Source organism: Alteromonas hispanica, from assembly GCF_010500915.1.
Lineage (GTDB): Bacteria > Pseudomonadota > Gammaproteobacteria > Enterobacterales > Alteromonadaceae > Alteromonas > Alteromonas hispanica.
Genome location: NZ_JAAAWP010000002.1, coordinates 456,215 through 469,235 on the forward strand (window position 1 = coordinate 456,215; position 13,021 = coordinate 469,235).

A 13,021-nucleotide genomic window follows, 5' to 3' on the forward strand; every position below is an offset into this window, starting at 1 on the left:
AAAAAATGATATCAGTGAATAGAAACTGGGCCAGACAAGCCCTTGCAACAGGACTGCTGTTTGTTTTAAGCCAATCATGTTTGGCAGCTGTTGATATTGAGAAAAAAATTACTCAGCATATCGATAAGTCATTAGCGGATTCTGCATCGCTTTTAGAAAAAACAGTCAATATAAATAGTGGCACCATGAATTTTGATGGTGTGAAAAAGGTAGGCGCACTCTATCAGGCCGAATTTGATGCTATGGGGTTCGAAACACAGTGGGTTGACGGCGAGGAGTTTAATCGCGCAGGTCATTTGGTGGCAAGCTTTGGGAGCACTGGCCCTAAGATACTTATGATTGGGCACTTAGACACCGTATTTGCAAAAGATGATGCCTTTCAAAACTATAAACGAATAGACGATAACCACGTTGCTGGGCCAGGTATTACAGATATGAAAGGCGGTGATGTTATAATAATCGCTGCGCTGAAAGCGTTAAAAGAGCTCGACTTATTAGATAAAGTCAGTGTGAAAGTAGTGATGACCGGTGATGAGGAAAGCAGCGGTTCACCTTTATCACTATCGAAAAAAGCGCTTATCGATGCAGCGATATGGGCAGATATTGCGTTAGGCTTTGAAGATGCAGACGGAGACATTAAAACAGCTGTTGTTGCCCGTCGCGGCTCAATAGGTTGGCAACTAGACGTAACCGGTAAACCTGCTCATTCATCACAAATATTTACTGACACCATTGGGTACGGCGCAATATTCGAAGTCGCTCGAATTTTGAATACTTTTCGTGAAGAGCTTGCCGGTGTGGGAAATATTACGTTCAACCCAGGGCTTATCGCAGGTGGGACAGAAGTTACTGTGCAGCCCGAAAATTCGATAGTACAGGGCTTTGGGAAAACTAATGTGGTTGCAAAAGAGGTAACCGTAAAAGGAGGAATTCGCACACTCACGCCTGAAGAGCTCACAAAGGCCAAAAACCTTATGCAGGACATAGCGACACGAAGCTTACCGCACACCTCAGCCACGTTGACATTTGAAGAGGGGTATCCTCCTATGGCGCCAACTGAGCAAAACTATGCATTGTTGAAAATGTACAGTGATGTCAGTGAGTCCTTAGGTTATGGCCCTGTAGAACCTGTTAACCCAAGAAATGCTGGGGCTGCAGATATCTCCTTTGCTGCTGATCATGTCGACATGGCCATTGACGGTTTAGGATTAATGGGAGAGGGCGGTCATACTAAGGATGAAATCGCCGACATGACTTCTTTTGCTCAGAACATTCATAAAGCTGCGGTATTAATTTATCGGTTGGGCGAAAACTGGGCGAGTATGGGGGAGTAGGACACTACTTTTCCCACCACATAACCCGTATTTCTACTTGCATTCACCCTCCACATCCGTATAATTCGCCAGCCTTCTATCAGGTGCGTAAATTTTGCACACGAAAGAAGGCTTAAGTTAACGGTAACGCTACAACGAGTTTGAGGCATTTATGGTTACTATTCGTTTACAGCGTGGTGGCGCGAAAAAGCGTCCATTTTATCAACTAGTGGTTGCTGATAGCAGCCGTGCAAGAAACGGTCGTTTCATTGAAAACATCGGTTTCTTCAACCCTACAGCACGAGGTCAAGCGGAGCGTCTTCGCGTTGATTTAGAGCGTGTTGATTACTGGGTTGGCGTAGGCGCGAGCTTATCAGATCGCGTATCTAGCTTGGTAAAAGAAGCGAAAAAATCTGCAGCGTAAGCTGTTTTAACTGGTGAGTATAGATGAGTCTAGCGTCTGACAAAGTGATTGTTGGCAAAATTGGAGCACCTTACGGTGTAAAAGGTTGGGTCAAAATCAACAGCTATACAGAAAAGCCAGAGGGCATTTTTGATTATACGCCATGGTTTCTTGGCGAAGAAAAAAAATGCTCGATTGACCAGTGGCGAACGCATGGTAAAAGCCTAGTAGCGAAGATTGAGGGTGTTGATAATCGAGACGATGCTGAAAGCATCAAAAACTTGGATATTTGCATTAACGCTTCGCAACTTCCCGATTTGGGTGATGACGGTATTTATTGGCGTGAGCTCACCGGCATGAAAGTGGTAACAACGCAAGGTTACGACTTAGGTGTGGTGAAAGAGGTATTTAACACAGGTGCAAATGACGTCATTCACGTCAAAGCTAATGTAGGCGATGCTTTTGGTCAAAAAGAAAGACTTGTGCCTTTTGTATTCGATGAAGTCGTACAAGAGGTAGATAAGGAAGCGAAGGTCATTAAAGTTGACTGGGACCCGGGGTTTTAAGTGACTCCGGAAAAGTGGTTTGGAGTTATTAGCCTGTTTCCAGACATGTTTTCCCCGTTCACCCAGCAGGGTGTAATAGGAAGAGCTGTTAAGTCTGGTAAGTTGTCGGTTGATACTTTTAACCCCCGTGACTTTACTCATGACCGCCATCGTACAGTAGACGATCGCCCCTACGGAGGCGGACCCGGTATGCTGATGATGGTAAAACCGCTCACTGACGCAATACACGCTGCCAAGAAAGTTGGCGGTGACAACAGTAAGGTGATCTATTTATCACCACAAGGGAAACCCCTTGACCAGGCTGGCGTGCAGCGCTTAGCCAATATCGAACGCACAATTTTAATTTGCGGTCGATATGAAGGAATCGACGAACGGGTAATAGAAAGCCATGTAGATGAAGAAGTCTCCATCGGCGATTACGTGTTAAGTGGCGGTGAACTACCGGCAATGGTCTTAATGGACGCAATTGCTAGATTGGTTCCCGGCGTGCTAGGCCACAAAGCCTCAGCAGTTGAAGATTCTTTCACAGATGGCCTTTTGGATTGCCCGCATTATACGCGGCCAGAAGTGCTTGAAGGTCAAAAGGTACCCGAGGTGCTTTTAAGTGGTGATCACGAAAAAATTAGGCAGTGGCGACTGATGCAGTCTTTAGGTAGAACAATGCAACGTCGCCCTGATTTGTTAAACCACCTAGCTCTGACTGAGGAGCAGCGGCGTTTGTTAGAATTATTCCAAGCGCAACTGCAGCGAGATGACAGTTAACTAGGACGAGAGGATATGATGAGCAAAGTCAGTCAAGATATCATCAAAAAAATTGAGCAAGAACAGCTTAAAACTGATGTACCTGAGTTTGGTCCAGGTGACACAGTAATTGTTAAAGTTCGCGTTACCGAAGGTGACAAAGAGCGTCTTCAGGCTTATGAAGGTGTTGTTATCGCTAAGCGTAACCGTGGTCTGCACTCGTCTTTTACCGTACGTAAGATTTCTAGCGGCGAAGGCGTTGAGCGTGTGTTCCAAACACACAGCCCGCAAGTCTCTTCTATTGAAGTTAAACGTCGCGGTGCGGTTCGTCGTGCTAAGCTTTACTATCTACGTGAGCGTTCAGGTAAATCTGCACGTATCAAAGAGAAGCTTAACTAAGATTACTAATCCTTGCGTTATTGTTAACTTCGAAAAAACCCGCCTTGTGCGGGTTTTTTTGTGGCTGTAATTCGATCCTTTTACATCTTTCATCTCTATCAATAGCCATTAGTACACTATTAAATAATTTTAACCTTCAAGCTTCCAATGACCTCAGATTACTTTTTATTTTTAAATATTGTAGGTGTCGCTTTCTTCGCCATTTCCGGTGCTCTATTGGGGCATAATAAAAACATCAACGGTTTCGGCATTGTGGTCGTAGGTGCGATGACTGCGGTGGGTGGCGGAACTATTCGCGATCTTCTTCTTGGAAAGCCTATTTTCTGGGTAGTAGTCTCAGATTACTTGTTTGTTGTGTACTTGGCTATTTTAGCAACTATCCTCTTCATTCGTTACATGCCTTCACCGGCAAGCTTCTATTTTATCGTCATGGACGCAATTGGCTTGGCTGTCTTCAATATTGTCGGCATTGAAAAGGCATTGATTGAAGGTACCGGAATGTTGGTAGCGATAACTATGGGTTTGACCACAGGGATTTTCGGAGGCTTAATGCGCGACGTTGTATGCCGAGAGGTGCCCTTGGTTATGCGAGGAGACCTATATGCAAGCGCTTGTTTGGCGGGTGGTTTAACCTATGCCCTATTGTTTGCCGTCGATATCGATTATGCGTGGTGTATCGTTGGCTCGTTATTTGTAACCGTGTTCTTGCGAGTTGGCTCAGTATATTGGAATTGGCACATAGACCTTTTCCACAAGCGCACACATAAAAAGCGTATGTTTTTAAAAGACAAACCGTTCGCTCGCGCTGGCAATGAGTTTACGCGAGCGAAAAAAGTGATTGGCTCAGACCATGAGGGAGAGTGAGTCGATAAGCGGTGGATTCTCAGTGTCTATTGTCTCAATAATGTCTTTGTGCAGGCGCTTTTTGTGTTCACCGAAAATAGAGCGCTTTTTGTCGAAGGTTTTGGCGTATTCAATTGCGCCGTCCATAAGCTCATCTAGGGAGTTGTAGGCTTTCTCAACGACATGGTCTCGCTCAAGTTCACTGCCCGATACTCGTCTTCCTGAAAGTTTCATCTCGTTAAACCGGTAATAAGGTACAGCTTTTTTAACAAAAGCAATCATGCCAGGTAAAAATGGAATTGACAGATCGACTTCCGGGAAACAGAAGAAACCTTTATCGGCTCTCATAAACCTGAAGTCGCAGGCACAAGCTAAAATAGCTCCATTCCCAAAAGCATGTCCGTTTATAGCGGCAATCACCGGAAGAGGAAATAAGAGAAGTGTTTTAAACACGTCGTCCATGCTGTGCATAAATTGCTTAACTTCTTCAAAGTGATGAGCTTTCATTGCAGGCATTAACCAGTCTGTGTCGATACCTAAACTAAAACACTTTTCGTCATCAGAAGTTATGACAAGGGCTTTACAAGCCTTATTTGCTAATATGCTATCAAGCGCTAGCCGCATATCTTTGGCAAATTGGGGGTTGTGTCTGTTCTCGCCGTTTTTCATTGTGAGAAGAGCGACGTTGTCTATAAAACTAACTGAAACAGTTTGCATGGCGTTCTCTTTTATATTTGGTTGGACAGCTATTTGACTATTTGGGCATATGGAAAATAGCCACTATATAACGAAGCCAAAAAGATAAAAATTTAGCTTATTTATAGTGGTGAATTATTAGCTTTGTGCGGTGATAGTTTTTAAGGCTTGGTATAGGTGCTCAAGGATCTTGCAAAGCAAAAGTCACCCTAATTAGGCAGATTTTAAAATACTGACTGTTGGTGAAAGAGTGAACAAACGGGTGTTTTAATCTGCGTTAAATGACAAACTTAACCTCGAATATATCCTAGATTAAAGTATTATGCGTTATTGCTTGCTTACTTAGTGGTTAATTGTTAAAAAGTCAACGACGTTAAAGAAATATAGAATAAGCTGGTTGTACAATAAGGTTTACATGCAGGTTGCATACTCTTTTAGCGTTTAATTTTTTCCATTTTCTAGTTAAGAGAGCTTTCCATGATCAAGGACACTGTAAATAATGTTCATATAAGTGCCGAAGACGTACTTATCACCCCCGATGCCTTAAGCGCAGAACTTCCCGTTTCAGATAAAGCACTCGCTGCAATTTCTGATTCGCGCAAAATTATCTCAGATATCATTCACCGCCGCGATCACCGTATGTTGGTAGTCTGTGGTCCGTGCTCTATTCACGATGTTGAAGCAGCGAAGGAATATGCACTTAAGCTAAAAGAACTTCACGAGTCATGTAAAGATACGCTGTTTATTGTAATGCGCGTATATTTTGAAAAGCCACGTACCACAACAGGCTGGAAGGGACTCATTAACGACCCGCATATCGACGGTACATTTGATATTGAAACAGGCTTGCGAAAAGCCCGCGAGCTACTTATTTGGTTAGCCGAGTTAGAGTTACCTGTGGCGACAGAAGCTCTGGATCCAATCAGCCCACAGTATCTAGCTGAACTCTTTAGCTGGTCTGCAATTGGAGCGCGTACATCAGAGTCTCAAACTCACCGCGAAATGGCTAGCGGCCTTTCTATGCCGGTAGGTTTTAAAAACGGTACAGACGGTGGCTTAGGTATCGCCATTAATGCACTTAAATCAGCCGCTTCTGGTCATCGCTTTATGGGTATAAACAAGCAGGGGCAGGTGAGTATTATTGGTACCAGCGGTAATCCTGATGGACACATTATTCTTCGCGGTGGCAAACAGCCCAATTACGATTCTGTATGCGTATCTGAATGCGAATTAGAAATGCAGGAAGCCAACCTAACTGCTGGTTTAGTGGTTGATTGTAGTCACGCGAATTCGTCAAAAGACTACCGCCGTCAGCCGCTTGTAGCGCAAAACGTGGTAAATCAAATTCTCGAAGGCAATCAGTCTATTATTGGCATCATGCTCGAGAGCCACCTCAAGCCAGGTAATCAAAAAGCAGATGGTAAAAAGTACGAAGAATTGGAGTACGGCGTATCGATTACCGATGGTTGTATCGATTGGGAAAGTACTGAAAACCTTATTTCTCAAACCAGAGATAAATTGATAACTGTGCTACCCTTACGCCAAAATAAGCGTACCGTGGCATAGCTGATTGCATGTGCCATTTGATTCAAGGATAAACCACAATGGCCGATTTTTCACAGCAATTGGCGTCACTGCGTGAAGACATCGACGAGCTGGATACCCAGCTCGTCGAGCTGCTAGCGAAACGCAACAAAATAACAACGCGGGTAGGACAAATTAAGGCGCAAGCCGGTATGCCCGTTTATGTACCAAAGCGAGAGAAAGAATTAATCGCGTCTAGACGGCAGCAAGCCGAATCTCTCGGGGTATCAGCTGATCTTACTGAAGATCTTCTTCGCCGCGTTATGCGCGAGTCTTACCATACACAAAACAATGAGTACCGCTGCGTTAAGCCAGATATAGACAATGTTGTCGTTATTGGTGGTGAAGGGGCACTTGGACGAGTGTTCGTTAGTCTATTCCAACGTAGTAAATACACGGTAAACGTGGTTGAAAGAGACGATTGGGACAATGGAACAGCATCCACGCTCCTGTCTGCCGCCTCATTAGTGATTGTGGCCGTGCCTATTAACTTAACTGAATCTGTCATCAACCAACTTACTATGCTGCGCGATGATTGCGTACTGGCAGATATTACCAGTATTAAAGCAATGCCATTAAATGCAATGTTGGGCGTTCACAAAGGGCCAGTAGTGGGGCTGCATCCCATGTTTGGGCCAGATGCACCCGGTATGATTAAGCAAGTGGTAGTGGCATGTGAAGGCAGGTACAGCGAACAGTATCAATGGTTAATAGAGCAGATGCGTATTTGGGGCGCAACCATTCATAACTCCACCGCGAAAGAGCACGACGAAGCGATGGCTTACATTCAGGTAATGCGGCATTTCAATACCTTCGTCTATGGTGAGCATTTAAGAGGTGAAGATCCTGATTTAAACTCGCTGACTATGTTTAGCTCTCCTATTTACCGTTTAGAACTTGCCATGGTTGGACGATTATTTGCGCAGTCACCTCAGTTATATGCAGATATTATCTTCAACAACCCCGATAACTTTGCTCTACTAAGACGCTTTTATGAGCGCTTTGGACTTGCTTTATCGTTGCTTGAAAGTGGTGATAAAAAGGCCTTCGTTGAGCAGTTTATGAAGGTGGGGAGTTGGTTTGGCGACTACGCTAAAAAATGCTTAGTAGATAGTAAGCAGTTACTATTAAAAGCAGATGATGGACAGCTATTGAGAGACAAGTGAGGCTCGGTTAGTCAGGTACCAGAACTATCTGAGCAGTGACAAACATAAAAAGCGAGGACCTGAAGTGAACACTTCATTTGGTACCTCGCTTTTTTGATAGATGGTGTTTCTAAAGAATAGCTTAGGCTATATCTACTCGGATAATGCGCTTGCTGCAGCTACCTTGGTTGGGCTTATTTCCTCGCTCGGATAGCAACCTAGCACTTTAATATATCGAGTTATACTGCGAAGAGATTCGAAGGCGGTTTGAACAGGACCATCTTCTACGTTGCCTTCCACATCGATATAGAACATTTCTTCCCACGGGTTACCAGGTATTGGACGAGATTCCAGTTTTGTCATATTGATTTTATTTTCTCGAAGCACCAGAAGCGCTTCTACCAATGCACCTGGCTTTTGCACCGTGGACATAACAAGTGTAGTTTTAGCGGGAACTTGCAGAGGAACGGTAACGGCGTTTCTAGCGACAACAATAAATCTACTATGGTTTTCTTTTTGGTTTGCCAAGTTACTCTTTATTGCAGTAAGGCCATATAAGTTTCCGCCAGCTTCGCTGCCAATAGCTGCCACATCTTCACGAGCTAGTTCGCTAACTGTCAGCATAGCAGAAGAAGTGCTGTCCATGGTTTTAACTTCAACATTGCCTAATTCCGCTAAAAAGTGGCTACATTGTGTGAAGACCTGAGGGTGAGCGTAAAGTGTTTTTATTTTCTCAATAGAGGTGTCAGCGCCCACCAGTAGCGTATGACGAATAGGGTGAGTAAGCTCTCCAATAATACTTAGCTGCGTATGTTGAAGTTGGTCATAAACCTCGTTAATACTGCCTGATGTTGTATTTTCAATTGGTAGAACCGCGTAGTCGGCCTCGGTATTCTCTACTTTATTGATAATTTCAGCGAAGCTTTGGCAGCCAATTTCTAGCAACTCACCGGGACGGCGGGAGAAGTATTTTTGAGTTGCCAGATAAGAGTAAGACCCTTTATCACCTAGAAAAGCAACCCGGTTAAGCGGCAGCGAACTGCCTGGATTAGCACGTTCTGCCAACATAGCCTGCTGATTTAATACTGAATCCTCAATAATCACATGAAAAATTTGTGTTACGTAGTGAGGATCTAAATCTACTCGCTGCCCTTCTTTTATAAGTCTTACAAGTAGCTGCTCTTCTCGTTTCTGATCGCGCACGGGAATATGGTGCTTTATTTTTGTTTCAGCTACCTCGTTGGTAAGTTTTCTTCGCTCAGCCAGCAAGTTTAGTAACTCGCTGTCTAGCGCAGTAATACGCTTTCTGACAGTATCTAATGCAGTGTCTGACATAATATTCCCGTGTAAAAATTAATAAAAAGCTTTCTCAAAAGATAAAAAAAAACCTCCCCAGAGGGAGGTTTCTTTGCATGTAGCAGCGCCTCCCTCAGGTAAAGGGTATAAACGCAAAAAAGAAAGCTGCTACTTGCTGAATATCTGATTTCATGGTTCAGAATGTAAGTCTATTAGACTATTGTGTCAACCGATTTTTACACCGGCATTTATTTTTATTTTCTTATTTCTTGATATTTATTTATCTATGCTTTTTTACATTTGACTGAATAAGCATTCAGCTAGACTAGCCTGCACTAGCCCCTACCAGTATTTTTAGTTGATTAGTTGCCTACTCCCCTAGTTGCTTAGTTCCCTAGTTGCTTAGCAGCGCAGAAAGCATTTGTCTTACTTCGTTGGGTTCAAATGGTTTATCACAAAGAGCATTTACACCGGTTTGTTGAATGTTTGCCATGTGCATGCTGTCAGCAGACTCCGAGGTAACCATGATAATAGGAATATGCGTTGTTTCTGGGTTAAAACGAATGAACTCAGAAAGCTCTCGGCCATCCATTTCAGGCATGTTGTAGTCGGTAACTACTAAATCAAATGCTTCATCTTTTATCAGCGTTAGCGCCATCGCACCATTTTCAGCTTCTTTAATACGTTTTAGTCCCATGCCCTCAAGCACTCGACGAATGTGGTTGCGGGCTAATTTGCTGTCATCCACCAACAATACGCGAACATCATGAACATCGAAGAGTTCTAAATCCAGTTCGTCGTGATTAATGAGGTCTAAGCTAGCATTCAGCGCACGTGATAGATGAAGAGGCTCGAAAGGCTTTGGAAGTATTGCTGCTACACCTGCTTGCTTGAATTCCTCAAGTTTGCTCATGCGGTTTTCACTGGATACCAACATGAAGGGAATCGATGTAAACTCATCGCTTTCCTTAATAAACTTGAGAAGATCAAGTGCGGTTCCGTCTTCAAAATACATTGAGCTTACTACCAGATCTGCCCCGTGAGCACGGATAGCAGATTTCGCTTCGCCGAAGGTACTGACAGGGTCAATTTCCTTAACACTTTCTTTGAGCAACAGCGTTGTGATTATCTTCCTCTGCGTATCAGAGGGCTCGACTAAAATAATATGTAAATCAGAAATTGACAGCTTTTCCATTTCAGACTCTTTTTGTTATATGTTGATGAAAAAGAAGGGGGATACCTAACTTATCCGCCTGCAAGTTTTACCTTATGACCTTTCTCTTCTAGCAAGCTGCGAAGCTTCTCTCTGTCATCAGTTTGCACTTCGATAACACCTTCTTTAACCGAACCACCGCAACCGCATTTTTTCTTTAATTCTGACCCAAGCTTTTTTAGGTCAGCGGGAGGCATGTCTAGCCCTTTCACAAGTGACACACCTTTTCCCTTTCGCCCTTTGGTTTCGCGGTGAATGCGAACAATACCGTCATCTGACACCGATCTAGAAGGGGCTTTTTGCTCAGGTTTTACTTTACCACTCTCTGTACTATAGACCAAAAGAGCATCTTGCCAATCTTGCATATCTGCCTCTATTTTCTAATTTTGCCTTTATATTTTTCAAAAATCTGCCAAGCTGACATTTGCGTCTTATCAGTTAAGACGAGCCAACACTAATGATTTAATCAGGTTTCTAGCTACTATCATTAAACTATTATAGAAGAACGCTATCTCTTTCCAATGAGTTTAAGAATAGCAAACTTGACGGGAAATGATGAAGCATTTCCAACTGTATTTTAGGGAGACACAATGGCAATTACGACAGAATATCGTCAGCAAAATGAAGTCTTGGTCATAAAGACAGGGGAGAAATTCGATTTTAGCAAAGTCGAAGATTTTAGAAGTGCGTACGGTAGTGTAAACCCCGATACACGACATATTGCTGTCGACCTATCAAATACCGAGTACATGGATAGTTCTGCCCTAGGCATGCTTTTAAACATGCAGAAATCTCTCAAGCAGAATAATTATACTTATAGTATTGAGAACGCACGTCCACAGGTAGCGAAAATCTTGCAAATTTCCCGTTTCGATAAAAAGTTTGAGCTTCGTTAAAAGGGCTATGCAGCGCGCTATCACTAATAGTGCTGTGTAAGTGGGAGCAACTAAATAAGCGCGAGTAAACCCGTGTCCCTAAACAAAAGCAGTTAATAAAAAAGCTTTGTTGCTTTGGAATAGGTTATGAAAATACTCATTGTAGACGACGAGTCTATTAACCGAATTTTGCTCGTAAACTTGTTGGAAAACGCTGGGTACACTGATTGTATTGAGGCTGCAAATGGTGCCGAGGCAATCGATAAATACAAACGTGAGCAACCTGATCTCGTATTACTTGATGTGGTGATGCCTGATATGAGCGGATTTGATGTCGTAAAGCATCTTCGCTCTCATGCTACTGAACATTATTTGCCCATTTTGTTTATTACAGCGCTCGACGATAAAGAAAGCTTAGTAAAATGCTTAGACGTTGGTGGAAATGACTTTGCAACAAAGCCTTTCGATAAACACATTCTTATCGCCAAAATTCGCGCTCATCTTCAAATAAGAGCGCTGAGTTTGCGTATTGAGCAGCAAAACAAAGCCCTATTGTTATTCAATCAGCGCGTGGCAAGAGAGCATGCCATTGTTGAGCACATTTTTAGCAATGCGATTGTTAACGATCCTAAAGTACTATCGTATTTTGATTATTGCATAAAGCCGGCACAAAGCTTCAATGGCGATGTGTTTTTGTGTGAGGCCAGCCCGAGTGGCGGTATTTATTTTGTCGTTGGAGACTTCACGGGCCACGGCTTGGCTTCAGCTGTTGGTGCACTGCCTGTGACTAGAGCATTTCAAGAATTATCACAGCAGGGAGTATCGGTATCTGAGCTTGCCAAAGAGCTCAATCACATACTGTTAAAATTCCTTCCCCACGATATGTTTATGGCTGCTGTAGTGGGCGAAATAGATGCATCAGGCACGCGAGTCACTCTGTGGCAGGGAGGCATGCCCGCAGTAATATGCAACACATCGCAGGCGAATAAAGAATCAGCTTTCATAGGGGGGGCAAGATTCGAGGAAGTTGGTATGCCCGAAGGGTTAAGGCAGATACCCGCTCGGCATATGGCGCTAGGAATACTCGAGAATGAAGAGTTTGATACTCAATGCGATACGATAAGCCTGAGCCGAGGAACACAACTCATTGTTGTAAGCGATGGGCTTATCGAAGTTGCTAACGGGACTAACCACATGCTCATGGAAGAAGGTTTGGTAGATATTATTCATTCAATGAAGCGTGAGAATCAGACGGTTACGGCAGAGGGGCTGTATCAGAAAGTACTCAATTACAGTGTCAGCAAGACCTTTGACGACGATATATCAGCGGTTATCTTTGCATCACAGCCCATCGAATTAGTGCCCAAGGATAATTCAGGTATTGCTTTGCCGTCTTTACATGAGATTGCCCTTTCTGCTGAACATTTAAAACAACCAGACGTGCTGCAGCGCGTGCTTCAAATAGCAGGCCAGTGTGAGGGTATCCAAAATGTTCGCTCTATACTCTACACGGTGATATCTGAGTTATTTAATAACGCGTTAGAGCACGGTGTTTTGCTATTAGACTCTAAGCTTAAAAGCACTAGCGAAGGCTTTCATACCTATTATCAACTGCGAGAAAAGTTGCTGAATCAACTCAGTGACGCCAGCATCACTATCACAATTGAAGCATTGCCCAATCAGCATAAAATTCGTATTACGGTTAAAGACAGTGGGCGTGGATTTAGCTGGGATAACCTCAAAAGTGTAAACGATGACGAATCTTACGGAAGAGGACTGGCCCTTGTTCAAGCCATGTGCGATCAGATGTGGTTTGAAGACAAAGGCAGTAAAGTCATCTGTACTATAGATACTAAGGGCACACCCTAGCTCTTGTTAGCGTCAAAATAGCGCAATTAAACGATTTCCGCTGTTTTTGAGTAACAGATACTATTAAATGGAGATAAC

At 43.4% G+C, this 13,021-nt stretch carries 14 protein-coding genes; 10 read left to right on the forward strand and 4 right to left on the reverse strand.

What is annotated here, in order from left to right; translation table 11 throughout:
* Positions 1 to 5: 5 nt before the first annotated feature.
* The 6 genes from GTW09_RS04885 (at position 6) to GTW09_RS04910 (ending at position 4,286) form a co-directional block, all read left to right on the forward strand.
* A complete protein-coding gene (locus GTW09_RS04885; protein ID WP_163110512.1) occupies positions 6 to 1,334 on the forward strand; it encodes a M20/M25/M40 family metallo-hydrolase in 1,329 nt (442 codons plus the stop codon).
* Positions 1,335 to 1,485: 151 nt separating this feature from the next.
* Positions 1,486 to 1,737, forward strand: coding sequence for a 30S ribosomal protein S16 (rpsP, locus tag GTW09_RS04890; RefSeq protein ID WP_163110514.1), 252 nt, complete (start codon positions 1,486 to 1,488; stop codon positions 1,735 to 1,737).
* 23 nt (positions 1,738 to 1,760) lie between these two features.
* Entirely contained in the window at positions 1,761 to 2,282 is a 522-nt protein-coding gene (rimM, locus tag GTW09_RS04895; protein ID WP_100971287.1) for a ribosome maturation factor RimM, read from the forward strand.
* 45 nt (positions 2,283 to 2,327) lie between these two features.
* Entirely contained in the window at positions 2,328 to 3,044 is a 717-nt protein-coding gene (trmD, locus tag GTW09_RS04900; protein ID WP_203565646.1) for a tRNA (guanosine(37)-N1)-methyltransferase TrmD, read from the forward strand.
* Positions 3,045 to 3,062: 18 nt separating this feature from the next.
* Entirely contained in the window at positions 3,063 to 3,422 is a 360-nt protein-coding gene (rplS, locus tag GTW09_RS04905; RefSeq protein ID WP_071981231.1) for a 50S ribosomal protein L19, read from the forward strand.
* A gap of 147 nt (positions 3,423 to 3,569) precedes the next feature.
* The gene (locus GTW09_RS04910; protein WP_163110516.1) at positions 3,570 to 4,286 is read left to right on the forward strand and encodes a trimeric intracellular cation channel family protein; all 717 of its coding nucleotides are present in this window, start codon (positions 3,570 to 3,572) and stop codon (positions 4,284 to 4,286) included.
* Here GTW09_RS04910 and GTW09_RS04915 read toward each other — a convergent pair.
* The gene (locus tag GTW09_RS04915) at positions 4,266 to 4,982 is read right to left on the reverse strand and encodes an enoyl-CoA hydratase/isomerase family protein (protein WP_163110519.1); all 717 of its coding nucleotides are present in this window, start codon (positions 4,980 to 4,982) and stop codon (positions 4,266 to 4,268) included. The two genes, GTW09_RS04910 and GTW09_RS04915, sit on opposite strands and share 21 nt — an antisense overlap.
* Positions 4,983 to 5,438: 456 nt before the next feature.
* Here GTW09_RS04915 and GTW09_RS04920 point away from each other — a divergent pair, with 456 nt between their 5' ends.
* Entirely contained in the window at positions 5,439 to 6,527 is a 1,089-nt protein-coding gene (locus GTW09_RS04920; protein ID WP_071979497.1) for a 3-deoxy-7-phosphoheptulonate synthase, read from the forward strand.
* A 38-nt stretch (positions 6,528 to 6,565) separates the two neighbouring features.
* Entirely contained in the window at positions 6,566 to 7,711 is a 1,146-nt protein-coding gene (gene tyrA / locus GTW09_RS04925; RefSeq protein WP_163110522.1) for a bifunctional chorismate mutase/prephenate dehydrogenase, read from the forward strand.
* 132 nt (positions 7,712 to 7,843) lie between these two features.
* On the opposite strand, the gene pheA is transcribed toward tyrA, so the two are convergent.
* From pheA to yciH, 3 genes are all read right to left on the reverse strand, one after another.
* Entirely contained in the window at positions 7,844 to 9,025 is a 1,182-nt protein-coding gene (gene pheA / locus GTW09_RS04930) for a prephenate dehydratase (protein WP_163110524.1), read from the reverse strand.
* Positions 9,026 to 9,380: 355 nt separating this feature from the next.
* Positions 9,381 to 10,181 (reverse strand): response regulator, encoded by an 801-nt coding sequence (locus tag GTW09_RS04935; RefSeq protein ID WP_071979494.1) that lies wholly within the window; start codon positions 10,179 to 10,181, stop codon positions 9,381 to 9,383.
* Positions 10,182 to 10,231: 50 nt separating this feature from the next.
* A complete protein-coding gene (gene yciH / locus GTW09_RS04940; protein WP_071979493.1) occupies positions 10,232 to 10,564 on the reverse strand; it encodes a stress response translation initiation inhibitor YciH in 333 nt (110 codons plus the stop codon).
* A 225-nt stretch (positions 10,565 to 10,789) separates the two neighbouring features.
* On the opposite strand from yciH, the gene GTW09_RS04945 reads away from it, so the two are divergent.
* Together GTW09_RS04945 and GTW09_RS04950 are read left to right on the forward strand one after the other, a co-directional pair.
* Positions 10,790 to 11,095, forward strand: a complete 306-nt coding sequence (locus GTW09_RS04945; RefSeq protein WP_163110526.1) for an STAS domain-containing protein — start codon at positions 10,790 to 10,792, stop codon at positions 11,093 to 11,095.
* A gap of 126 nt (positions 11,096 to 11,221) precedes the next feature.
* Positions 11,222 to 12,943 carry a fused response regulator/phosphatase gene (locus GTW09_RS04950; protein ID WP_163110528.1) on the forward strand — a complete coding sequence of 574 codons (1,722 nt, stop codon included), beginning with the start codon at positions 11,222 to 11,224 and terminating at the stop codon, positions 12,941 to 12,943.
* Positions 12,944 to 13,021 lie beyond the last annotated feature (78 nt).

Coding starts and splice junctions, on each gene's coding strand:
- GTW09_RS04885 (WP_163110512.1), top strand. CDS start 6: ATGATATCAGTGAATAGAAACTGGGCCAGACAAGCCCTTGCAACAGGA.
- GTW09_RS04910 (WP_163110516.1), top strand. CDS start 3,570: ATGACCTCAGATTACTTTTTATTTTTAAATATTGTAGGTGTCGCTTTC.
- GTW09_RS04950 (WP_163110528.1), top strand. CDS start 11,222: ATGAAAATACTCATTGTAGACGACGAGTCTATTAACCGAATTTTGCTC.
- GTW09_RS04920 (WP_071979497.1), top strand. CDS start 5,439: ATGATCAAGGACACTGTAAATAATGTTCATATAAGTGCCGAAGACGTA.
- yciH (WP_071979493.1), bottom strand. CDS start 10,564: ATGCAAGATTGGCAAGATGCTCTTTTGGTCTATAGTACAGAGAGTGGT.
- pheA (WP_163110524.1), bottom strand. CDS start 9,025: ATGTCAGACACTGCATTAGATACTGTCAGAAAGCGTATTACTGCGCTA.
- GTW09_RS04935 (WP_071979494.1), bottom strand. CDS start 10,181: ATGGAAAAGCTGTCAATTTCTGATTTACATATTATTTTAGTCGAGCCC.
- rplS (WP_071981231.1), top strand. CDS start 3,063: ATGAGCAAAGTCAGTCAAGATATCATCAAAAAAATTGAGCAAGAACAG.
- rimM (WP_100971287.1), top strand. CDS start 1,761: ATGAGTCTAGCGTCTGACAAAGTGATTGTTGGCAAAATTGGAGCACCT.
- tyrA (WP_163110522.1), top strand. CDS start 6,566: ATGGCCGATTTTTCACAGCAATTGGCGTCACTGCGTGAAGACATCGAC.
- GTW09_RS04915 (WP_163110519.1), bottom strand. CDS start 4,982: ATGCAAACTGTTTCAGTTAGTTTTATAGACAACGTCGCTCTTCTCACA.
- rpsP (WP_163110514.1), top strand. CDS start 1,486: ATGGTTACTATTCGTTTACAGCGTGGTGGCGCGAAAAAGCGTCCATTT.
- GTW09_RS04945 (WP_163110526.1), top strand. CDS start 10,790: ATGGCAATTACGACAGAATATCGTCAGCAAAATGAAGTCTTGGTCATA.
- trmD (WP_203565646.1), top strand. CDS start 2,328: ATGTTTTCCCCGTTCACCCAGCAGGGTGTAATAGGAAGAGCTGTTAAG.